Genomic DNA, 24216 nt, shown 5'->3' on the forward strand with positions numbered 1-24216 from the left:
TACTTATATTACGCTAAAAGTGATTTAACAGTAGCAGAAATAGCCTTTCCGTCAGCCAGACCGGCCAATTCTTTGGTGGCTGCACCCATTACCTTACCCATATCAGAAGGACCTGCGGCACCTACGCGGGCAATAATCTCCTGCAATTTTGCTTTCAGTTCATCTTCCGACAGTTGCTTGGGCAAAAATTCTTCAATGATCACTAATTCGGCTAATTCTTTATCCAATAAGTCAGGACGATTTTGTTGACGGTAAATATCTGCCGAATCTTTTCTTTGTTTGGCTGCCTTGGTCAGTAATTTCAACTCTTCGTCTGGTGTCAGTTCACCTGTTTTTCCCTCCTTGGTTTCTTCCAATAAAATTACTTTTTTAATGTCTCTCAATGCCATTAGTCTTACCTGGTCACGAGCAAGCATCGCTGCTTTAATCTGTGCGTCAATTTCTGTTTTTAGTGCCATTTTGCTGGTAGTTTATTGTATAATATATACGATTACCTGATTATTTCTGAACAACCGAACGAGTTGTTTCGTTTCGATTGCCCGAAGAAATAGTTTTGACCCAATTTGTGGGCAATCAGGGAACTCATTATTGATTGTAATTAGTTATTCATTCAAATGGAATTACGGCCAGTTTTTATCCTTTTTCCATATTCCTTATTCCTTTCTCCTAAAATAATCACCATGACAAAATTATCAGTAAATATCAATAAAATAGCAACTTTAAGAAATTCTCGTGGAGGAAATATGCCGAATGTGGTAAAAACGGCTATTGACTGTGAAAGGTTCGGCGCACAGGGTATTACAGTTCACCCCCGCCCGGACGAACGGCACATCCGTTATCAGGATGTGTACGACTTAAAGAAAATTGTTACTACTGAATTTAATATTGAGGGCAACCCCACAGAAGCCAAGTTTGTAGAACTGGTACTGGCCAATAAACCAACACAGGTAACGCTGGTACCCGATGCACTTAACGCCATTACCTCAAACGCAGGTTGGGATACCATCACCCATCGTGAGCGTTTGAAAGACTTAGTGGCCACTTTTAAAAGTGTGGGTATAAGGGTATCTATTTTTGTTGACCCTATCGAACGCATGGTTGAGGGAGCCGTTGAAACAGGTACCGACCGCATTGAATTATATACCGAGCGCTACGCACATGTGTATCCGCACAATCAAGAAGAAGCCATCAGAGACTACACCAAAGCAGCACAGGTGGCTGCACAGGTGGGTTTGGGAGTAAATGCAGGCCATGACCTGAGCCTGGAGAATCTGGCTTACTTCAAACAAAATATCCCTAATCTACTTGAGGTGTCCATTGGCCACGCACTCATTTGCGATGCACTTTATTACGGCCTTGAAAACACTATTCAACTGTACCTGAGACAGTTATAATAGCCGGATTAACAATTTTTAAGAAACTTTAACAGCATAATAAAGTATCACTTCGCTATGTTTGTGCAACATTCTATCAGGCGTAAATGTCATTTATCTCAAAGTTTCTAAAAATTACAAATTATGAAAGCTTCATTCCGAAATTCAATCAAAACAAGCCTTTTGGCGGTATTAGCCGTCACTTCATTTGCCTCTTTCGCACAAGAAAAGAAAGAGAAAAAAAGTACCGTCCGTATCAGAATCGAGCAGGACATCAATGGTAAAGCCAAAGTACATGAAAAAAGCTTTGATGCTACTGGTTTCACCGATAAACAGAAAGAAGACCTGATTCAGAACTATCAGGATTCAGTAATGGCCAAAAACAAAGAGAATGTGCGTGGCACCAAGGTAGAAGTGGAAAGCTTTACTGGCGATGAAAGAGAGAGCATGTCAAGCAATGACGACCATTTTGAAAGACATTTTGAATTTGATTCAGAAAAACCTCGCGTAAGAGCCTACAGCCGTGGCAGAAACGGAAATGACAATCATTTTGAATTCAATGATGATGATGTAATAATCAGAGAAAAGCCACGTACCCGAGTGTATCGTTCCGACGGGGACAAAGATTTTAATACTAATTTTGACCTTGACATGAAAGGGTTAAATGAAAACCTTAATCAGTTGGGTAAAGATTTGCAATTTGAGTTTAAAGCACTACCTGATGTTTTTGCCTTTGATGGTAGTTCGTCAAGCAAAACCGTTCGCGGGTTGAGTGTTTATCCGAACAATCCGAAAACAGAAATACTGAATCTTCGTTTTAGCAGCCAGCAAAAAGGCGATGTAAGCGTTAAAGTTCTGGACTTGAAAGGTAATGTAGTTGCCAAAGACGAAATCAAAGATTTCAGCGGCGACTATGTAGGCCAGATCAACATCGGCAAGCAAAAAGGCGTGGTTTTCGTAATAGTTACGCAGGGTGAAGACGGCATCACGAAAAGAGTAAACTTATCTCCGGACAAGGAATAATTTTACCAGCCTTACCCTGTTACCAGGAGGCGATAAAAATATATATCATACGCCCACGGCATATGGTCAATGCAATCAGAGTGATAAAAACAGTCTATTCGCTATTGTTCCTTGCTGTGGGCGTATTGTTTTAAATGCAAACTTATGAAAAAGCTATTACTACTTGGGTTATGTGTGCTGACCCATCTGTTACACGCGCAGAATTTCAACGCTTTCTCGAAAGATATTCAGACTTATACTCAGCTATTAAAAATTCCGGCAATGGCCATTGGTGTGGCAAAAGGAGATAGCCTGATTTACTTCAAGGGAATCGGCTACGCCAATCCGGATACGAAAGAGCCTGTTAATGCCGACCATATCTTTGTGATTTCATCCCTTACCAAGAGTATTACGTCAGTGATGATGCAGCAAATGGAAGCCGAAAATAAACTTCACTTAACCGATTTGCTTAACAGTTTTCCGAACCAGTATTTCACCACCAATCGCTGGGACGACAAAACCACATTGGCGCATATTTTAAGTCATACCTCTGAAAGCAAACCCATCGGACAGGCATTTGTGTATAATGGCGGTAAATTCAATACCGTTTACAATGCGCTCAAAAGCATTAATAAAATTGACATAGCCGATGATATCTACCGTCCCTATACTTATGAGGTGGATACACGCATTATTGAACCTCTGCATCTGACACATACCATTGCCAGATATGATTCTGCCAGACACTACGCACTAACCAATAGCGTAGCCAGACTTTACGGCTACAATGAGGCTGAAAACACCTACACCAGCTCCATTCTTGGTTTTAAGAATATGATAAGCGGCCCTGCTTTTGGTATTATGAGCAGTGTCAATGATTTGGTAAAGTACAGTGCAGCCATTGACAAGGAAACGCTTATTTCAAAAGAACGGTATCAAAAGATAACTACACCATTTTATGCAGGTAGCCCGCAGGGAATGGGTTGGTTTGTTGCAAAATTTGAAGGACTGGATATCCACTGGGCTTATGGCTATGGAAATGATGCTTCTATTCTGTTGAGAGTTCTGGCTAAGAATCTCACACTGGTTATGCTCTCCTCAACTGATATGGCTTCGGCTACTAACCGATTAGGCTTTGGCAATCCGTTTAATTCACCATTGGTTTGTGCTTTCCTCAAAGCGTTTGTTTCAAATAAAAAAGAAGGCACTCTTTTTAGTGAAAGCCTCTCTGAGATTGAAAAACAGTTAAAAAACAATCCGTCAACTTTAAATTTTGAAGAGCTATTTGCCTATGCTACTGTGTTGAGATTTGCTCCAAAGCCCTTAACGATGGGCTATCCATCGAGTGATGAATTACTAAAACTATTAATAAAATATTATCCTTCAAGCACCAGGTGGGACTCCCCGACTGTTTATGAGGTCATTGCCAACTCAACAGACAAAACGGTTTTAGATTTCGGAAAAACCATTGTATTGAAGTATAAACAAAGCCCGGAACAACACCCCGGCAAACTCTTTTTTGGTAGTATAATTCTGGAAAATACACAACTAAAAACCGAATCAATAGCTTTATTAAAAAGTCTTGCTGACGGAGATGCTTATCAGGAACAAGGCTATAAATTTGATGCCATGATGAAACTGGCCAAGTATTATTTGCCTGATAATACTGCACTGGCGAAATCATACCTAAGCCGACTGATGAAATACAAAGATTACATCGTTGCCAAAGACAGGCAGTATAATGAAGCGAAGGAACTGCTGGAGAAAAATTAATAGCTTTAGATTACACCAGGATTTTAAAACAACAAAAGGCTGCTTTTGAATAGGCAGCCTTTATTGGTATCTATCAATTACTTAAAGACGAATCAACTATATCTGTCATTTCTCCAGGGGTATGCCGTATTTGAATACCCTCTTTCTTCCCAGAAACCCAGTTTGTTTTTCGGTAAAAACTGGATTCGCTTAATCCATTTAGAGCCTTTCCAGGCATATAATTGCGGGGTAATCATCCGTACAGGGCCACCGTGTTCTTTCGGCAAAGGTTCGTCATAGACCGTATGCGCCAACAGAACATCCGGCTTCAACGCCTCTTCCATTGATACATTGGTGGTGTAGGTATCATAACCATAGCACATCAGGTGTGTGGCTGTTTCTTTGGGTTGTACCAAAGCGGCAATGTCTATCAGCCTTACACCTTTCCAGACCATATCCATTTTAGACCAGGTAGTTACACAATGAAAATCGCTGGTGTCTTCTACCTGAGGCAAGTCCATAAAATCCTGCCAGGTAAGCGCTACAGGGTTTTCAACTTCACCGTCAATAGTTAACCGCCAACGGTCGAGTGTTATACTCGGATGATACCCCAGGTCTAATACCGGCCACTTCTGAGTAAGGGTTTGTCCCGCCGGCAACTGGGGCATTCCGTGTCTGTTGATTGTTCCGGTGCCCAAAGGCCGGTCGTCAGCAACTGATGGCGTGCTCTTTATTTTTTCTTCAAAGCGAGCTTTCAGTTTCATTCTCGCTTCTATTATTTTATTTAATTTGCTTACTTCTTCCATGCAATAATAGGTTTTGATACTATCAATACCTCCTTAACAAATTATTATACCACATAGTTATTTACGGAAGGATATTTTCTAAAACAGATGGTAGAGAAGATATATCAGGCATACGGTAATGATACTCACAATGCCCTGCAGGCCGGTAAGAATTGTATGCGTTTTGTAGGCATCGGCCTGCGTGAGTCCGGTAAACTGCGATACCACCCAAAACCAGGCGTCGTTGGAATGAGAGACCGTCATGGCTCCGCTGCCAATGGCCATTACCAACAATGTCAGGTCGAACGGCTCTGTAAAACCCATAGAAATCAGTAAAGGAGCCAGAATGCCCGAGGTCAAAACCATTGAAGTGGTGGTAGAACCTTGTGCAGTCTTGAAAAAGGCCGCCACCAGAAAGGCAATCAACAAGAATACAATACCCGAGGTTTGATTGGCCATTAGCCAATCGCTCACAATATCTTTCAGATGTGTTTCTTTCAATACAGCACCGAATGCCCCACCTGCACCTACCAGCACAAGGGTGGTTCCGCAATGTTCGATACCGCTTTTGAAACAGGCGAATATCTTCTCCAGGGGCTTTTCAGGAAACAGGCTGAACGAAAACAAGATAGCTAACAGAAACGAAACCAGCGGACTGCCGAAAAAATTAAGCCAGTGGGTCAGCGTCTCGCTCAGATTAAGGATTTTGGCAAAAGAAGCAACAGTGATTAAAATAATGGGCAGTATTATTGGCATAAAAGCTTTCCAGCCTGCCGGCAAAGTACTTGTATGAGCCATATCCAGATTCTCTTCCTTGTCTTCGATTATATCCAGATTCCGGGCAAACTTCTGCGCAAACCAGGTTGACAAAAACAAACTGGGTACCGACACCACCAATCCTACCAGAATAACCAGCCCCATGCTATGTGCCAGATTCAAATTTCCGGCAGCTGACAATGGTCCGGGCGTAGGTGGCACTAAAGTATGGGTGGCAAAAAGACCACCCGAAAGCGCAATGGCTATGGTTCCCAACGGACGATTGGTCTTTTTGGCCACAATTTTATTAAGCTTTGCCAGAATGATAAAACCCGAATCGCAGAACACAGGAATACCGACAATTGCTCCGATAACCGACATGGCAAAGGCAGGATATTTCTCGCCAAAGAGTTTTAAGATAATATCTGCCACCTTAATGGCCGCTCCCGACTTGTCAAGTATGGCGCCAATTACACATCCCAGAATAACCATCAGCCCGATTTTTGACATCAGTTCGCCAAAACCTTTCCCAATAGTATCGGCCAGCTTATCGATAGGTAAACCGGCAAAAATACCCACACCTAAAGCAGCCAGCAACAGACCGACTAAAGGATGGAGCTTAAACCAGGTAGAAGACAGAATAATAAAAACAATGGCCAGAAAAACAACGAATATTATCATGCAGCGGGCTTATTAGATAATCTCAAAATATCTTTTCAACTCCCAGTCGGTTACTACTTTCGCATATTGCCGCCACTCCCAGTTGCGGGTTTGAGTAAAATGGGCGACGAATTTCTCGCCAAAAAGCTCTTTGGCCACGGCCGAATCCTTCATGGCTTTGGTAGCTTCGTCCAGATTGCCCGGTAATATGCCATTGCTAATATCACGATAGCCATTGCCCAAAGTAGCAGGTTGATTCAACTTCATTTTATTACGAATACCATATAAACCCGAAGCCAGACATGCCGCCAATGCCAGATACGGATTGGTATCTGAACCCACCACACGGGTTTCCAGTCGGCATGATTTCTTGCTGATAGGCAATGCTCTCAAAGCGACCGTACGGTTATCAACCGCCCAGGTAAGGGTAGTTGGTGCCCATGCTCCCTCTACCAGTCGTTTATAACTATTGATGGTTGGTGCAACCATTGGCAGAATATACGGCAGGCAATAGAGTTGACCCGCCATATAGCTTTGCATCAATGCGCTTACGTGATTTGGAGCCTTTTCGTCATAAAAAAGATTGGTTTTGGCTTCCGTATCCCACAGACTCTGATGCACGTGACCGCTACAACCCGGAAGATTCTCGTCAATCTTGGCCATAAAAGTAGCCAGAATACCCTGCTGATAGGCAATCTCTTTTACTGAAGTTTTAAAAAGCAGCGCTCTGTCGGCAGCTGTCAGTATATCAGAATACATAATGGCCGCTTCATAAACACCAGGGCCGGTTTCTGTATGCAGACCCTCTACCGGCACATCAAAGCGGGTCAGTTGATCAAACAAGGCCGTCATGTAGTCGTTTCTCAGAGTGCTCCTTAAAATAGAGTATCCAAACATACCCGGTGTAATTGGTTTCAGATTCTGAAAACCCTTATTATTGGCCGAATCCGGCGTTTCTTCAAAATTAAACCACTCAAATTCCTGAGAGAAGAAAGGTTTGAAGCCATCATTCTCCGTCTCTGCAATTACCTTTTTCAACACATTCCGCGGACATATCTCAGCGGCTTCTTCAATAAACTCACCCAGAAAAAAAGGAATGTCATTCTCCCATGGAATCTTACGGAAAGTAGATAAATCCAATTTCACTTTAGCATCGGGATAACCCGAATGCCAGCCCGTAAAATCTGTGTTATCGTAGCAGACATCGGCCATGTCCCAGCCTAATACCACATCACAAAAGCCCAGGTCGCCTTCAATCACCGACAGGAATTTTTGTTTGCTGATATATTTACCTCTCAGTACACCATCAATATCGGCAACGGCCAGTTTCACTTTGCCCGATGGGTGTGAATTTACGTAATCAATTATTTCTTGTGTAGTCATTTTTAGTGTACGGGTTTGTCAGGTGCAGGTGCAGAGGCATGGTAGCCCAGGTTATGAATTATTAAAGCGTATTTATCCATCAGTTCTAAAACTCTTTCACGGCTTTCTGAGCGAACAATCAGCCCTACATGATACTCATCATTCATTTTCCATACCACCTCAGGGTCATTAAAAGGTGTGTAGTCAGGCCATTGATGCGAAGAAAGCGAAATAATAATGCCTGAATAGTAATTGTCTACCTGCGGCAATTCATAAGTACCTCCGGTGGCTATGGCTGTTTCTATCTTCGCCCATTCGCGCCACAAGTTAATACCTGACGAAAACTCGACCATTTCAGCCAGATTGGCACCTCCTACCCTCGAAGCCGTTTCAAGAAAATAGAATTTCCCGTCTTCAAAGCATTTGATTACTTCTGTATGCGATGCACTGAACTTCATACCAAAGGCCTTCATCACCTGCTCGTTTACTTTCCTTAAGGCCTTTTCGTCTTTCGAACCATGTTCTACCGTTACCGAACGGAAAATCCCTCCACCATGCGCTACCTCGAACGGCGTATTGAGGTATTGGCTGCATCTTGAAAAAATCACCTTCCCGTCTACCGTCAGGGCATCTACGTGATACACGTCTCCGGGTTTGAATTGCTCTATCAGAAAATTGTGTCTTTCTTGTCCCAGACTATGAATGGTATCCCAGGCTTCCTGAAAACTATGCACTTTCTTTATACCTGCAGCCGAGGCTTCGGAGCGGGGTTTAATTACCCACGTAGCAGCCGTAGCCTGCAGGTATTCGGTTATGTCAACATCATGAAAAAGTGGTGTAAAAGGAGGCACATTAATGTCTGAATTCAGGGCCTGAATCCGCATGGCCAGTTTATCTCTGAAATAACGCGCAGTGGTTTGCCCCATACCGGGTATTCTGAAATGCTCACGAACCAACGCAGCCTTTTCCACATCAAAATCGTCCAGAGCCACAATGCGGTCAATTTTCCTGCCCTGCATCAGATAGGCCATGCCCTGAATTATCTTGCCGTAGGTATCAAAGGTATTGTCTATATTTTCAAGGTAAAAGATTTCGTCAATCGACTCCCGCGGCCATGCTTTATCCTCCAGCTTTTTATTGGTAAGCAGATAAACCGTATTCCCTTCTGCCTTGCAGGATTTCAGAAACTCTACACCCTTAAAGTAAGTACAAATGCAAAGAAAATTCATATGGTGAGATCTTAGTTTATATTGAGCCAATGAATAGAATTCGATATTCGATATTTTTTTCCATTTAGACAAGCACTGATAGGCGAAAAGTAGAAATTTCTGAATCAGGCCCCTTAAACGCAAAGAAGCCATCTGCCTTAGTGGCAGATGGCTTCTTCAGGGAAGAATATATAGATAGATTATACTTTTTTCTTTCCTTTAGACGACGCAGCTGGTGCGGCCGGTGATGCTGCCGGAGCAGTAACTTCGCCTTTGATTGTCAGAATCACTGTTGCGTTTTCAGCATTGCTGGTTACTGTGATCGTTTTTGTAAATGAACCCGGACGGCCTGAAGTGTTATAACCCACTTTGATTGTGCTTTTTGCACCCGGCATAATCGGATCTCTTGACCACTCAGGAGTGGTGCAACCGCATGAGGCCGCCGCATTTGAAATAACAACCGGAGCAGTGCCGGTATTGGTAACCTCAAAACTGTAAGTAGCCAAAGGACCTTCAGCAACTTTACCGAAATCATGAACTTCCTTATTGAATTTTAGTACCCCCTGAGCTTGAACAGAAGCTACAAATGCCAAAACCACCGCAATTGTTGAAATTAATTTTTTCATTCGATTTGAATAATTTTAAAGTGAAAAATAAATTCTGTTTTATTAGTAACGCATATTTTCTCTTACAAATAAATAATAAATGCATCACAAACACCAAATTTTTAACAAGTCATTAACAAAACTCTTTTTTTGAAAAATGGAATAAAAAGTCTTAACTTTACAACATGATTAGTTAGCATGACAACTAATTTTCGTTCTGGCTTTGGGTCAGGCATATTTATTTTTTTGTATGGATTTTCTTACCATATTAACCATTCAAAATTCACAGAATGACTGAAGCAACAAATTTAATTACCTCAACAGATGTTCTCTTAACAAAAGAAGAAGTATTAAATGACTACCAGATTGTCTGCGAAAGTCGAGAAGTAAGTACCATCGGCCGCAAAGATGTGTTCATGGGTCGTGCTAATTTCGGTGTGTTCGGCGACGGTAAAGAGTTGGCTCAGATAGCAATGTCAAAGGTTTTCAGACAAGGTGATTTTCGTTCCGGCTATTATCGTGACCAGACTTTTCTGGCGGCCGTAGGCGGACTTACCTGGCAACAATTTTTTGCACAATTATACGCTCACCCCGATATTAACCATGATCCCTTTTCAGCAGGCCGCTCAATGAATGCCCACTATGGCAACCGCTGGATAGACGACAAAGGAGAATGGCTTAATCAGACAGAATTATATAATACAGTCAGTGATGTGTCTTCTACAGCCGGGCAGATGCCCCGCGCTATCGGTCTGGCTTATGCCTCCAAATTATTCAGACATAACCCCGATTTAAAACATCTCACGAAGTTTTCAAGACACGGAAACGAAGTTTGCTTTGCCACCATTGGTGATGCCTCTACTTCGCAGGGTATGTTTTTCGAATCAATTAATGCCGCAGGTGTATTACAAATACCGATTATCTTTTCAGTATGGGACGACGGCTACGGTATTTCGGTTCCGATAGAGTATCAGACCACTAAATCGAGCATTTCTGAAGCACTGGCCGGATTCCAGAGAAAAGATGGCAGCAATGGTATTGAAATACTGGTTGCCCGTGCCTGGAACTACCCGGAGTTGATTGAAGCCTACCAACGTGCGGCACTCTATGCCCGCGACCAGCACGTGCCTGTTCTGGTACACGTCATAGAAGTAACCCAACAATTGGGGCACTCAACCTCGGGCTCGCACGAACGCTATAAATCAAGAGAACGACTTGATTTTGAAAAAGAGTTTGATTGTAACCTGCACCTCAGAGAATGGATTTTATCTAACGGCTTCGCCACAGAGAAAGAACTGGACGAAATTGAAATAAAGGCAAAAGATGTAGCCAAAAAAGCGCGCAATGCCGCATGGGCAGCCTTCCGCGAATCCATTAAGCCGGATTTTGAAACAGCTGTTCAACTCTTGAAAAAAGCTACCCTGGAAAGCAAACAGTCAGCAGCCATAGCCAAACTGAGAGAAGAACTGGAGCATACTGAAAACCCGCTTCGGAGAGAGATTATCAGCCTTGTAAAAAAAGCTGTAATCCTGATGCGATCAGAAGACAACCAGGCTAAAAAGGCTATTGTCAGTTGGTTGGAAAAATCAGCTGCCGAAAATAAAGAAAGATTTAATACCCATTTATTGAGCGAGTACCCTACGTCGCCTATGTTTGTGAAAGGCATTGCCCCTGAATATGCCGAAGGAAATAGCAATGTAGATGGCAGAGAAATAATTAACGCCTATTTTGATTTGTTGCTTCAACGAGACTCACGCGTATTCGCCCTCGGTGAAGATGTGGGTAAAATAGGTGATGTAAATCAGGGATTTGCCGGTTTGCAGGAAAAATACGGAGAAATAAGAGTAACTGATACCGGTATTCGTGAAACTACCATTATCGGACAAGGCATAGGTGCTGCCATGCGGGGACTAAAACCCATTGTGGAGATTCAGTATTTCGACTACATCTACTATGCTTTAGCTACACTGACTGACGACCTCGCCTCGCTTCGCTACCGTACAGCCGGTGGACAGCTGGCACCTCTGATCATCCGGACACGTGGGCATCGATTAGAAGGTATATGGCACTCCGGCTCACCAATGTCGGCTATGCTCGGTTCTTTACGGGGCATTCATATATTAGTGCCACGCAATTTTGTACAGGCTGCAGGGTTTTACAATACGATTCTGAAAGGAGACGACCCGGCTTTGATCATCGAATGTCTGAATGGGTATCGAATTAAAGAAAAAATGCCGTCTAACCTGTCAGAAATCTGTGTACCGCTCGGCGTACCTGAAATTTTGAAAAAAGGCACTGATATTACCATTGTTACTTACGGCTCTATGTGCCGGATTGTGATGGAAGCAGCCAATCATTTAGAACAAGTGGGTATTCACGCCGAGGTAATCGATGTACAATCTTTGTTACCTTTCGATGTACACCACAGCATTGTTGAATCAATCAAAAAAACGAACCGGGTGATTTTCACTGATGAAGATGTACCCGGTGGAGCATCCGCTTTTATGATGCAACAAGTAATTGATGGGCAACAGGCATACAGATGGCTGGATTCAGCCCCTAAAGCTATTCCTGCACAAGAACACCGCCCTGCGTATGCGGCAGATGGTGATTATTTCTCAAAACCAAATGCTGAGACCATTTTTGAGGCGGTATATGATATGATGCGGGAAGCACGACCTAAAGAGTTTCCGGAATTATATAAATAGAAGATAGCTATTTTATCATTGAAGAAACGCAGGCAATCAGCTTGCGTTTTTTTATTGACCCCTTAAAAAAGGCAAAGGGGGCAGAATCTGTCCCCCGATGAACCCAAAACAACTTTTGCTGTGACTAAAAAAGCTCTTTTTAGCGAAATGAACCATTAGTTGAATTTGTGGTAAAAACAATAGTTTTATCAACCATTGAGCCACAGTTATTCACCAACTGCTATTATAAAAATCTTGCTAAATTCAAATATCTCCCAAATCGGAGTCTCGTAAACAATTTCCTTCCCCTCAATATCAAATACTATCTGTTTACGACTTGTAAAGGTAGAAATATTTCTAGCAACTTATATCATTTTCAAATTAAAATTTACTAAAATCATATATAAATTCGACAGAATACATTGAAATCCCCGATAAGTTCTACTTGTACTAGCAAAAATTGGGTATACCTCTGCAATTATCACAATCTGATTCCTGTAATCCGGACAATATTTACTCACTCTTGTATCGTATCATATTAACGCCTAAAGAGTCTGTTATATATACGTATAATCCCTTATTTTATTACTTCTTACAAGTATCCAAGATACTTCGGTGTTTTTAATTTTATTTCTACCTTTGAGAAAAATATGCCACATTGAATGAGTCTTCAAATCCATCAGAAATATTATCCGTTTATTATATTAGCCCTGGGCATCTTGTTTTTCTTTCCTTTTCTGGGCAATGTGCACCTTTTCGACTGGGATGAAATTAATTTCGCCGAGTCAGCCCGGGAAATGATTCTTACCCAAAACTACAGCAAAGTACAGATTGATTACAAGCCTTTCTGGGAAAAACCTCCGCTTTTTTTCTGGATGCAGGTAGCAGCCATGAAGCTGTGGGGAGTGAATGAGTTTGCTGCGCGTTTTCCCAATGCCCTCATGGGTTGTATCACGCTTCTGGTTATATTCTACATTGGCAAAAATATCAGAAATGCCAATTTCGGGTTAATATGGTCACTTATTTATCTGGGTTCTTTTACACCACATTTGTATTTCAAATCAGGCATTATCGATCCCACTTTTAATCTGTTTATTTTTCTGGGTATCTACTTTTCTTTTAAAGCACAGTTTCATCCAAAACAGATGCTTTTATCGGGCATATTCATTGGGTTGGCCGTTCTTACCAAAGGCCCCGTAGGGGGGCTTATCTGGGGGTTAACGGTCGTATCATATTGGGTATTTATCAAAAAATTCTCGAAGCTCTTCACCATTAAACAGTTACTGATTTTCGCCCTTACGTGTATCGCCATTGCCTCGCTCTGGTTTGCTCAGGAGTTGGTCACTAATGGTTTCTGGTTTTTTGAAGAATTTATCCGGTACCAGATCCGCTTATTCAGTACGCCCGATGCCGGGCACGGGCAACCTTTCTACTATCATTTTTTGGTCGTATTGATCGGCTGTTTCCCTATATCTATTTTTGCCATTCCTGCCCTGGCTTCCAGACAGGAATACTTCGGCACCTGGATGAAAGTCACTTTCTGGGTTGTTATGATTCTCTTCAGCGTGGTTACAACCAAAATTGTGCATTATTCGTCTATGGCTTATTTTCCGGTTTCTTATCTGGCTGCCACTACCTTGTATAATTGGCTGGCACATAAAAAGAACTGGAATAAATGGGTAAAGTTCGGCTTTATTTTCATCGGTTTTGTGATGTCGTTGGCTTTGGTGGCTGTGCCTCTCATAGGCATGAACACGGAGGCAATTATTCCTTATATCAAAGATTCCTTTGCCGTTAAAAACTTTAATGCCGTTGTTAACTGGAGCGGTTTTGAAGTACTCATAGGTTTGGTTTATTTCGCCATCCTGTTGGTATTAATTTTCATGAACAAAGCATCTATTCAAAGAAAATGGATATTTATAAGTGGACTAAGCCTCTCAACAGCTTTAAGCCTGCTGATTTTCGGTGCTTCGGTTGTTCCTAAAATTGAACGTTATACACAAGGAGCTGCTATAGATTTCTATCAGTCTAAACAAGGGCAAGACGTATACATCGGCGTAATCGGTTTTAAAAGCTATGCCCATTTGTTTTATTTTCAGAAGCAACCCAATAGTACGCCTGCTTCCACTACAGGCATGACGCAGGAGCAACTGGGCGACTGGCTTTTGAACGGACCGGTAAATAAGCCCGTATTCTTTGTGACACGTATCGACCGATATGATGAATATAAAAATCATCCGAATCTGGAATTCATCAAAGAAGAAAATGGTTTTGTGTTTCTGAAACGAAAAAACTTGTAGTATTATGAATCTCAACCAGTTAACCATTCGGGTAAGCAGTATTGAGCACTCAATTGATTTCTATGAACTATTGGGACTTAAACTTATTGTTAAAGACGAACATTATGCACGGTTTGAATGTCTTTCGGGAGACGCTACTTTCTCGATTCATCAGGAAGGAACTGTTTCCAAAGACTCCGGAGCGTGGATATACTTTGAGGTTGATGATGTTGACGACAAAATCAGTGAATTGATACGGAAAGGCATAACCATTGAAGAAATACCGACCGATAAACCCTGGCTATGGCGTGAAGCACGCCTGAAAGACCCGGATAATAACCGGTTAATTATTTATCATGCTGGCGACAATCGTAAAAACCCGCCCTGGAGAATTAATTAATCTAATTAACAGTTATGCAACTATACAGAAATCAGTTGGCTGGGCCTCCTGAATTATTTCTGAAAAGTTTGAGAGATTGATAAGATTTTATAAATTTTGAAGTACAAACCTTAAAATTTGCCTCTTGAATAATTTATTAGTGATAGATGTCGGAAATACCGATGCTGTTTTCGGAATTTTTGAAGATAAAAAACTGCTTCATCAATTCAGAATTAAGTCGCTGAAAGACGAGAACTACGTCTTTTTTGAATATCGCTTCCGGCAATATTTTCTGGAAAACAGCCTCCGCTTTTCAGAGATCAGCAAAGTTGTACTCAGTAGTGTGGTGCCTCCGCTCACCCCGATCTTCAAATTGCTGGTAAACAATATGTTTGGTGTGGAGCCCATCATTGTTAATGCCTTCATTTTCCCTTCTTTAGAGATTTCAATCGACAATCCCAACGAGATTGGCAGCGACCTGATAGCCAATGCGGTTGCGGCTTATACCAAATATAAAAGAAACTGCGTAATTGTCGACTTCGGTACTGCACTCACATTTACTGTAGTTTCGGGCAAGGGCAAAGTATTGGGCGTTTCAATAGCGCCGGGGTTACGAACTTCGGTAAAGGCGCTGTTTTCAAACACGGCACAGCTACCTGATGTACCTCTGGAGCTACCGCAATCGGTAATCGGCAAAAATACGGTTCACTCTATACAGGCTGGTATACTGTGGGGCTATGAAGGTTTGGTAAGAAACATGATTCATAAAATAAGAGCTGAACTGAACGGCGATTGCATAGCCATTGCCACAGGTGGCCTTTCGTCTATTATCTCTACACTGCATGGCGAATTTGTGGAGGTAAACCGCGAGCTGACCCTTGAAGGATTAAGGATAATAGGAGAAGCACACGCATAGAAAAGTTTTTCGGATTAAACACCCTTTTGGGTTAAGAATATGGAGTTAGACAGACACACAATTAAGAAATTTATTGGAGCCGCATTGGCAGAAGATGTAGGTGATGGTGACCACACCTCATTGTCGACTGTTCCGGCTGATGCATCGGGGAAAGCAAAACTGCTTGTAAAAGATAAGGGAATACTGGCAGGAGTAGAACTGGCCAAAATGATTTTTGAAGCGGTAGATAAAGACTTACAGATAGAAGTGTTCATTAGTGATGGACAGCCCGTTCAATATGGTGACATTGCATTTTATGTAAGTGGCAGAGACCGTTCTATACTTACTGCCGAGCGACTGGTACTCAACTGTATGCAACGCATGAGTGGTATAGCCACCACTACACACGAGGTAGTAAGTTTGCTGGAAGGCACAAAAACTAAAGTGCTGGACACCCGAAAGACAACTCCCGGATTCAGAATGATGGAAAAATGGGGGGTACTGATAGGTGGCGGCACAAACCATCGTTTCGGATTGTTTGATATGATACTAATTAAGGACAATCATGTGGATTATGCCGGAGGGATAAAAAACGCTTTGGATGCCGCGCATAATTACCTGAAAACCACCGGAAAAGACCTGCCCATTGAAATAGAAGTGCGAAATCTGGAAGAACTGAAACAAGTACTTGCCATAGGCGGTGTGGTACGGATAATGGTTGACAACTTTAGTTATGAGAATATCAAAGAAGCCGTAAAAATGGTAGACGGCCGGTATCCTATTGAAGCGTCAGGAGGTATATCTCCGGCTAATGTAAGGCAATATGCCGACTGCGGAGTAGATTACGTTTCTTTAGGTTATCTTACCCATTCAGCCAGAAGCCTCGATTTAAGCCTGAAGGCTGTGAAATAAACACCTCTTCTCTACTTATAAGCTTTATACAATGCATATGTATAAAGCTTTTTGTTTTAGTGCCCGTCTACTTTTTTATGCGGGTTCAGTTTTATTTAATAAATTACCGGTTCAATAAGTATCCCCTATTCTGTTTATAAACTATTCAACCTCTATGAAAAAAATCTCACTCTTTATGTGGCTCTTTACAGCCATAATTATACTACCGGGTTATAATCCACCTAAAAACAAAACAGCTCGCACCTACAAAGCGGATGTCATTATCTATGGCGGTACTTCTTCTGCTGTGATAGCTGCAGTACAGGTAAAGAAAATGGGCAAATCGGTCATTGTGGTATCCCCTGACAAACATCTGGGTGGACTCTCTTCCGGTGGATTGGGATTTACTGACACCGGAAACAAGGAAGTAATCGGCGGTTTATCCCGCGAATTCTATCAACGCCTTTATAACCATTATCAAAAAACGGAGTCGTGGTCATGGCAAAAGAGAGAAGAATATGGCAATAAAGGACAAGGAACCCCGGCGATAGATGGCAATAACCGCACCATGTGGATTTTTGAACCACATGCGGCCGAACAAGTATTTGAGGATTTTGTAAAAGAATATAAACTGACTATCTATCGCGATGAGTGGCTCGACCGTTCAAATAAAGGAGTAACCAAAAAAGGATTAGATATTACCTCATTCCGTACTTTAAGCGGTAATGTGTATGAAGGTAAAATGTTTATCGATGCCACCTATGAAGGCGACCTGATGGCCGCGGCAGGTGTATCTTATCATGTGGGTCGTGAAGCGAATAGTGTATATAATGAAAAATGGAATGGCGTGCAGGCAGGTGTGTTTCAGCATGGGCATTATTTTAAAAGCAAGATAAGTCCATATAAAATACCGGGTGACCCCGCAAGTGGTTTATTGCCTGAAGTTTCTACAGAAACACTCGGACCAAATGGTTCAGCAGACAACAAGATTCAGGCCTATTGTTTCAGAATGTGTCTGAGTAACCACCCCGATAACCGTATTCCTTTTGCCAAACCTGAAGGCTACAATCCGGCACGCTACGAACTGGTGACCAGAGTATTTGCTTCAGGTTGGAGAGAGACTTTCGACAAGTATGACCCGATCCCTAATCGGAAAACGGATACCAATAATCACGGTCCTTTCAGTACTGACTATATCGGCAAAAACTATGATTACCCCGAAGCCAGCTATGAACGCCGTAAAGAAATTATAAAAGAACATGAGTTGTATCAGAAAGGGCTGATGTATTTCCTGCAAAATGACCCGGGTATCCCTGCCGATGTTCATGAGAAAATGCAGCAATGGGGTTTACCGAAAGATGAATTTAAAGACAATGGCGGCTGGCCGCACCAGCTCTACATCCGCGAAGCCAGACGATTAACCGGTGAATTTGTGATGACAGAAGCCGATGCATTAGGTAAAACCAAAGTACCTAATCCGGTAGGTATGGGTTCTTATGCGCTTGATTCGCACAATATTCAACGATACGTGAAAGAAGACGGAAACGTACAGAATGAGGGAGACATCGGCGTGCATCCTGACCGACCTTATTCAATTGCATATGGCTCTATTTTGCCCAAAGCAAGCCAATGCACCAATCTGCTGGTAAGTGTTTGCGTTTCAAGCTCTCATATTGCTTATGGTTCTATCCGTATGGAGCCTGTATTTATGATTCTGGGGCAATCGGCAGCTACAGCAGCGGTGTTAGCCATTAATAACAAAACAACACCTCAGGCGTTGCCTTATGCCACCTTGCAGGCTCAATTATTAAAAGACAACCAACGCCTGGAGTATGCCAAATAGACTATTTGCAAGAAAAATGATTTTAATGTATTTTTGCACACTCCTCAAATTCGGGATGTAGCACAGCTTGGTAGTGTGCACGTCTGGGGGGCGTGAGGTCGCAGGTTCAAATCCTGTCATCCCGACAAACAAAATCCTCTTAGATTCATTTCTAAGAGGATTTTTTGCAGGGTTCTCAATAGCCCACCAAGCTACTTGTCTCTTTTATTCGTTTTTAAAATGTTATTTCGATAATTTGTATAAGGCTTTATAGTACCCTCCGGAAGTATTTCTTCTTCTTTTACTTTCACAAGTATCTTTTCAGGAGCATCAATCTTGTTCAGAAAAACCTCAACCCCTGTTATGATTTGTGAGCTGTTATAAATGGTTTTCCGTCTGTTGACTTTTAGTCCGCACTGAAGAATAATTTCTAGAATCTGTTCTATAACATCTTGAAAATCCGTTTGAGAAGAAAATGTCAAATCATCAATATATCTTGTATATGTTATATTATGAGCATTACAAAGCTCAATAAGCTTATAATCTGTTTTAAGGAAAACGATATTTGAAATATGAGTGCTAGTCGGGGTACCTTGGGGTAATTCTCCTTTCCAAGTTGTTAATCGGGTGATGTAAAAAGCACATTGGGTATTAAAACCTAACTCCATGAGTGTTTCGTAAACTCTTTTAGTTTTTATTGAAGGATAGAAGTCCTGCAAATCAACAGTAAATTTGTATTTTTTCCCCTGATGAGGTTTAGCATTAGTGATATTGCTTCGCTTTTTAATACCACCATGAACATTTTCAGGTAGTTCAATTGATGATAGAATACGGTCTTTGATGTGCTTTTGAATTACTTTCAAAGAAGTTTTAGATGGCCGTATTACCCTTTGTTTAATCGTACCATCCTTATAAGTTCTAGGCTGGTTCGTTTTTTTATCAATTTTAATCTCATACCACTCTCTGTAATGATGATCGATATTTTTGACAATATCATCTAACTCCTTTTTTGTCTTACCAATGATTGAAGGTAGGTGTAACTTATCTCTACACTCTAAAGAACTCATTAATGAGAGATTTTACAGATGGGTTAATAATTTCAAAAGCCTTCCTTTTTTCCGGAGAAATGTCTTCTTCATTAAGAGACAAGAAAAATAATATAGGTAGGGGCAGGTCGAGACTCTTACTTATTTCTTTAAGTGTTGATAAATTTGGTTCCTTGGCATTATTCTCTATCTGTGATAGATAAGTTTGTGTAATACCACAATTCTCGGCAAACTCCACTTGAGTTTGCCCTCGTTGTTTCCTGATATCTTTTATGACAGTACCTAAATTCATTTTAGTAGGTATTTAGTGGAAAAATTTAAAGGGTGTCGGAGATGTGTTTGTCGTAAAATCTTTATGAGAATTCAGCAATACTAAATTAAAAACTTGAGAATCAGCTCAACGATATCAGCAATTTCCATTTGGTAATGATTATCTGTCAATCCTTTTTTCATCCTCAATTTATTCAATTTTGTGACTGCATCATTCAATAAATTAACGTCACTCTCCGAAAGAGAACACTGGCTCTTTAAGATGATTTGTAATGTTTTTATCAAACCATCGATGTTTTGAAGTCTTTTTAATCTAGACATTTTGTAAAATAATTTTTAGTAATCGAGGCAATATTGCACCCTGCTTATCTTACAATAGCTAATTACTAAATGCGTAGACAATGTTCTCTATACACCACTTTAAAATCCCTGCTTCTTTTTTAGAAAACAAGAAGCATTCAAATCAATTCTATAATTAAATCAATCCCATACTTCCATATAATCTCAATTAGTTCCGAGCCGATAAGGGCGGGCGGCATTGATGGCGTTGAGATGAGAATTGACCTGAAACCCCATTGGGGTTGCTTGAATAATCAAACAAAAAATAAAGCTCCATTTAGTAATAAGCTTTCAAAACATCTTTTCAAAGAACTATGGTACAAATATATGAAAATATTCCCTACAGTTAATAAAAAAATTAAAAATATTTTTTCGAGTATATAAAGAGACTTAAAATTTCTATTAAAAACCCTTCGAAAAAAACTAATTTGCGAAAAAATAACCACTTTAACCGTTCTATAGGCGTACTAAAGTATAAGAACATTAGGAATGTGGTCTCGTTGAAGCCAGTCCGCAGGGCCGCGAGATTTATTATAGCATCAGAATGGAGAAAATGCAGGAGATTGACCTGTGGATGGATCAGCTGCGCCAGATATGGGATGCCCGCTTTGATAACCTGGATAACTACTTAAAACAAATTCAAACTGATATAAACTATGGAAAACTCAGCCAACCGGGAACTACGGATAATACGAACGTTTAAAGCCCCAATTGAACTAATGTGGGAGGTCTGGACAACCCCGGAACACATTGCCAAATGGTGGGGGCCTAACGGATTCACCACAACCATTCACGAAATGGATGTAAAAGAGGGTAGTGAATGGAAACTAACCATGCACGGGCCAGACGGGACCAATTATCCAAACAGAAGTATCTATAAGGAAATTATTCTGCTTAAGAAGATTGTATTCGAACACTTCAATCCACACTTTATCACTACTGTTTTGTTTGAAGCCAAAGGTGAAGAAACCCTGATAGACTGGACTATGGAGTTTGACACCGCTGAAATGAAAGAAATAGTAGTGAAAGCTCATAAAGCAGATGAGGGTCTGAAACAAAATCTTGATAAACTGGAGGCATACTTTTCAGAATTACAGACTAAATGAATAAGGTTGCAAACTCATGCAACACCGAATCGCTTGATTATAAACCTGATAAGGGCAGACTAACCTTTTACGTGTCTGCTCTTATTATATCTTATGTTTTGCTTCCAATCTTCAAAAAATAGTTATTTTTATGGATTCAACCTCATAAACAAAGCCAGCCAACACCGGCTTACTCTTACCATGAAACATCTGCTTTTTATTGGTCTTCTTTTATCGGCTAATCTGGCATTCGGTCAGCTGGAAGTACAGAATCTCACCTGTGAGTATATGACCGACCCATCCGTAGTGGATGAGCCCAACCCGAGACTTTCGTGGATAAACATTGCTAAAGCCGGCGTGAGAAATCAGGTGCAGACTGCCTATCAGATACGAGTGGCGTCAACTGCTACCCTACTTCAAAAACCTGATTTGTGGGATACAGGTAAGGTAATGAACAACGATGCCCATTCGGTTAAGTATGCCGGAGCAAATCTGCACTCACGATTGACCTGCTACTGGCAGGTGCGTGTCTGGGATAAAAACGGAAAGCCCTCAGCTTGGAGCAAACCCGCCAAATGGCACATGGGTATTTTAAATAAAAACGAATGGAAAGCCGAATGGATTGGCGCTCCGTGGCAGGGTGAAGAAGCCATACCGAAACCCAAAGGTGGCCCCGACCAACGCACACAGATATTGCCACCTCCTGCGCCATTATTAAGAAAGACTTTCAATGTTTCTAAAAAAATTAAAAGTGCGGTGGTCTATACCACAGGCCTGGGTTATTTTGAATTTTATGCAAATGGTAGGCGAGTATCAGATGACTACCTGGTACCCAACCAGACCAATTACGGCAAACGGCCTGAACTACCGGCAGCCTATATCTCATTACCGGACGAATTCCGCGAATACCGAGTTATGTATATGGCTTATGATATCACCAATAAACTCCAAAACGGGAAAAATGCCATCGGCGCCATATTGGGTAATGGTTTTTATAATGCCCCCAAATTCTGGACTGCCTCTTATGGTTCTCCACGTTTTATAGCACAGTTACACATTGTATATGCCGATAACACCGAAGAGGTGATTACGTCTGACAAAAGCTGGAAAGCCGCCAAATCGGCTATCATTTCTGACCTGGTTTATGACGGAGAAATATACGATGCACGGCTGGAACAACCCGACTGGTGCCAACCGGGTTTTAATGATGCCCAATGGGAAAACGCCATTAACCGGATTACTCCTTATGGTAAAATGAGTGCGCATACCGCACCGACCGACAAAATCACGAAGGTGTATCAACCCACAAAAATTGATAAACTGCCCAATGGCAATTATAAGGTCTCTTTCCCCGAAGAGATTTCAGGCTGGGTGCGGTTGAAAAACGTGTCTGCACCGGCCGGACATACGATCAGGATTACCTTCAATGCCAACCAATATTCCGGTGAGAACACCTATACCTTTAGTGGCAAGCCCAATGCCAGTTATGCGCCAAGATTCAACTGGTTTGTTTTCAGCGGCGTAGAAATCAGCAACTGGAAAGGGGATTTAAAACCTGAAAACATACAAGCCGAAGCCGTTAATACAGATGCCAAAGAGTCAGCCACTTTCGTGACATCCAACAAACTCTTTAATCAGATTAATCATATCTGGAAACGTTCTCAACTCGACAACATGCATGGTGGTATCGCTTCTGACTGTCCGCATCGCGAGCGTTCAGGCTATACAGGCGATGCACAGGTGGCCTGCCATACGGTGATGCACAATTTTGAGGTAAAAGCCTTCTATAAAAAATGGATTCGCGATATGCTCGATGCGCAGATTCCCGCTACAGGCTACATTCCTAACGGTGCTCCCTGGCAACCGGGTTGTGGCGGAGGTGTGGCCTGGGGTGCAGCGATTCATATTATTCCGCTGGAGTTTTACCGGCAATATAACGACCGGGATATTCTTGCCGAAAACTATGAGGGCATGACAGGCTATATCAGATACATGCAAACTTGGGTGAATGATAGGGGTATTATGCACTCTCAGCGAGTAGGGCATGATAACAAACCCCTGCAATGGTGGAATTTAGGTGAGTGGGCAGGTGTAGGCACGCTCCCACCTGACCAACTCGTGCATACTTTCTATCTGTGGTATTGCGCTGACATTACGGCTAAAGTAGCGACTATTCTGAATAAACCTGAGGAAGCAGCGCGTTATCAGGCTCTGGCTGATAAAACCCGTGAGGCATTCCTCAACACTTTTTATGATGAGAAGCGAGGTACATTCGGCAAATACGGAGCTAACATTTTTGCCCTACGAATGGGTGTAAAAAAAGAGCAATACGACAAAGTAATAGCAGCATTGAAACAAGACATTGCTGAAGCCGAAGGGCATCTGGACACCGGAATATTCGGTACCCGTTTCTTTTTTGAAGTATTGACTGACAACGGTTTAAACGACCTCGCCTATAATGCAATGAATAAAACAACAGCCCCGAGTTTCGGTAGCTGGATAAGTCTCGGTGCCACCACCACCCGTGAACAATGGAACAACGAAAGTTCACATAACCATCCGATGTTTGGTGGAGCTTTGGGCTGGTTTTATACGCATCTGGCCGGTATGAAGACCTCCGAAACCGGTGCAGGTTACAAAGAGATTGTATTTAAACCCATGCCTGTAGCAGACCTCAATTCGGTTAGTTACTTCAATGAAACCGTACAGGGAAAAGCCGGAATCAGTTGGAAGAATAATCCTGCTGTTTTTGAAATGAAGATTAAAGTACCCGTGGGCAGTACTGCACTTGTATATATTCCGTCCACAGTTAATCAGAAAATTACTGAAAGCAATACGGCATTGAATACTAATAAAGATGTTAGTGTAGAAGGCTACGAAGCAGGCTACAGGATAGTAAAAGTAGGCAGTGGCGATTATTCTTTTAGCGTGCAGAAGTAATAGAAGGCTTATCACGAATCTTCGCTGGCTGGCAGTGAATAAATTCACAGACTATTCAAACAAAGGTTATTATATATGCT

At 41.7% G+C, this 24216-nt stretch carries 19 protein-coding genes and 1 tRNA gene; 12 read left to right on the plus strand and 8 right to left on the minus strand.

All coding sequences use genetic code 11. The features are described 5' to 3' along the window. Positions 1–8: 8 nt before the first annotated feature. On the minus strand, positions 9–458 hold the full coding sequence (locus AC1RRY_RS11130) for a GatB/YqeY domain-containing protein (RefSeq protein ID WP_492820843.1): 450 nt from the start codon (positions 456–458) through the stop codon (positions 9–11). Positions 459–680: 222 nt separating this feature from the next. Between AC1RRY_RS11130 and AC1RRY_RS11135 the strand changes: the two genes are divergently transcribed. The 3 genes from AC1RRY_RS11135 to AC1RRY_RS11145 all read left to right on the plus strand — a co-directional run bounded on the left by AC1RRY_RS11135 (position 681) and on the right by AC1RRY_RS11145 (position 4148). Next, positions 681–1394: a pyridoxine 5'-phosphate synthase gene (locus AC1RRY_RS11135; protein ID WP_492820841.1), complete on the plus strand. Its 714-nt coding sequence runs from the start codon at positions 681–683 to the stop codon at positions 1392–1394. 123 nt (positions 1395–1517) lie between these two features. Further along, the gene (locus AC1RRY_RS11140) at positions 1518–2396 is read left to right on the plus strand and encodes a T9SS type A sorting domain-containing protein (RefSeq protein WP_492820839.1); all 879 of its coding nucleotides are present in this window, start codon (positions 1518–1520) and stop codon (positions 2394–2396) included. A gap of 144 nt (positions 2397–2540) precedes the next feature. Then, complete coding sequence (locus tag AC1RRY_RS11145) at positions 2541–4148, plus strand: serine hydrolase domain-containing protein (RefSeq protein WP_492820837.1); 1608 nt, start codon at positions 2541–2543, stop codon at positions 4146–4148. Positions 4149–4240: 92 nt separating this feature from the next. On the opposite strand, the gene AC1RRY_RS11150 is transcribed toward AC1RRY_RS11145, so the two are convergent. The 5 genes from AC1RRY_RS11150 to AC1RRY_RS11170 form a co-directional block, all read right to left on the minus strand. Beyond that, the gene (locus AC1RRY_RS11150) at positions 4241–4933 is read right to left on the minus strand and encodes a molybdopterin-dependent oxidoreductase (RefSeq protein ID WP_492820835.1); all 693 of its coding nucleotides are present in this window, start codon (positions 4931–4933) and stop codon (positions 4241–4243) included. 78 nt (positions 4934–5011) lie between these two features. Continuing rightward, the gene (locus tag AC1RRY_RS11155) at positions 5012–6349 is read right to left on the minus strand and encodes a GntP family permease (RefSeq protein ID WP_492820833.1); all 1338 of its coding nucleotides are present in this window, start codon (positions 6347–6349) and stop codon (positions 5012–5014) included. A 12-nt stretch (positions 6350–6361) separates the two neighbouring features. Beyond that, complete coding sequence (locus tag AC1RRY_RS11160; protein WP_492820831.1) at positions 6362–7711, minus strand: glutamine synthetase family protein; 1350 nt, start codon at positions 7709–7711, stop codon at positions 6362–6364. A gap of 2 nt (positions 7712–7713) precedes the next feature. Beyond that, positions 7714–8919, minus strand: a complete 1206-nt coding sequence (locus AC1RRY_RS11165) for an ATP-grasp domain-containing protein (RefSeq protein ID WP_492820829.1) — start codon at positions 8917–8919, stop codon at positions 7714–7716. A gap of 179 nt (positions 8920–9098) precedes the next feature. After that, a complete protein-coding gene (locus tag AC1RRY_RS11170; RefSeq protein WP_492820827.1) occupies positions 9099–9524 on the minus strand; it encodes a DUF1573 domain-containing protein in 426 nt (141 codons plus the stop codon). Between the two features lie 269 nt (positions 9525–9793). On the opposite strand from AC1RRY_RS11170, the gene AC1RRY_RS11175 reads away from it, so the two are divergent. The 7 genes from AC1RRY_RS11175 (at position 9794) to AC1RRY_RS11205 (ending at position 18602) form a co-directional block, all read left to right on the plus strand. Beyond that, positions 9794–12211: an alpha-ketoacid dehydrogenase subunit alpha/beta gene (locus AC1RRY_RS11175; protein WP_492820825.1), complete on the plus strand. Its 2418-nt coding sequence runs from the start codon at positions 9794–9796 to the stop codon at positions 12209–12211. Positions 12212–12852: 641 nt separating this feature from the next. Then, a complete protein-coding gene (locus AC1RRY_RS11180; protein ID WP_492820823.1) occupies positions 12853–14490 on the plus strand; it encodes an ArnT family glycosyltransferase in 1638 nt (545 codons plus the stop codon). Positions 14491–14494: 4 nt separating this feature from the next. Continuing rightward, positions 14495–14869, plus strand: a complete 375-nt coding sequence (locus tag AC1RRY_RS11185) for a VOC family protein (protein WP_492820821.1) — start codon at positions 14495–14497, stop codon at positions 14867–14869. Between the two features lie 124 nt (positions 14870–14993). Further along, complete coding sequence (locus AC1RRY_RS11190; protein ID WP_492820819.1) at positions 14994–15764, plus strand: type III pantothenate kinase; 771 nt, start codon at positions 14994–14996, stop codon at positions 15762–15764. 39 nt (positions 15765–15803) lie between these two features. Then, positions 15804–16655, plus strand: a complete 852-nt coding sequence (nadC, locus tag AC1RRY_RS11195) for a carboxylating nicotinate-nucleotide diphosphorylase (protein ID WP_492820817.1) — start codon at positions 15804–15806, stop codon at positions 16653–16655. 154 nt (positions 16656–16809) lie between these two features. Continuing rightward, positions 16810–18477, plus strand: coding sequence for an FAD-dependent oxidoreductase (locus AC1RRY_RS11200; RefSeq protein ID WP_492820815.1), 1668 nt, complete (start codon positions 16810–16812; stop codon positions 18475–18477). A gap of 51 nt (positions 18478–18528) precedes the next feature. Next, positions 18529–18602: transfer RNA gene (locus AC1RRY_RS11205), tRNA-Pro, on the plus strand. A gap of 66 nt (positions 18603–18668) precedes the next feature. Here AC1RRY_RS11205 and AC1RRY_RS11210 read toward each other — a convergent pair. Together AC1RRY_RS11210 and AC1RRY_RS11215 are read right to left on the minus strand one after the other, a co-directional pair. Further along, positions 18669–19523 carry a reverse transcriptase family protein gene (locus AC1RRY_RS11210; RefSeq protein WP_492820813.1) on the minus strand — a complete coding sequence of 285 codons (855 nt, stop codon included), beginning with the start codon at positions 19521–19523 and terminating at the stop codon, positions 18669–18671. Further along, positions 19504–19794, minus strand: coding sequence for a helix-turn-helix domain-containing protein (locus tag AC1RRY_RS11215; protein WP_492820811.1), 291 nt, complete (start codon positions 19792–19794; stop codon positions 19504–19506). Before AC1RRY_RS11215 ends, AC1RRY_RS11210 begins: the two co-directional genes overlap by 20 nt. 973 nt (positions 19795–20767) lie before the next feature. Between AC1RRY_RS11215 and AC1RRY_RS11220 the strand changes: the two genes are divergently transcribed. Together AC1RRY_RS11220 and AC1RRY_RS11225 are read left to right on the plus strand one after the other, a co-directional pair. Further along, on the plus strand, positions 20768–21217 hold the full coding sequence (locus AC1RRY_RS11220; protein WP_492820809.1) for an SRPBCC family protein: 450 nt from the start codon (positions 20768–20770) through the stop codon (positions 21215–21217). Positions 21218–21397: 180 nt separating this feature from the next. After that, on the plus strand, positions 21398–24136 hold the full coding sequence (locus AC1RRY_RS11225) for a family 78 glycoside hydrolase catalytic domain (protein WP_492820807.1): 2739 nt from the start codon (positions 21398–21400) through the stop codon (positions 24134–24136). Positions 24137–24216: the final 80 nt, after the last annotated feature.

This window comes from Emticicia sp. GW821-FHT11C11, from assembly GCF_058808615.1.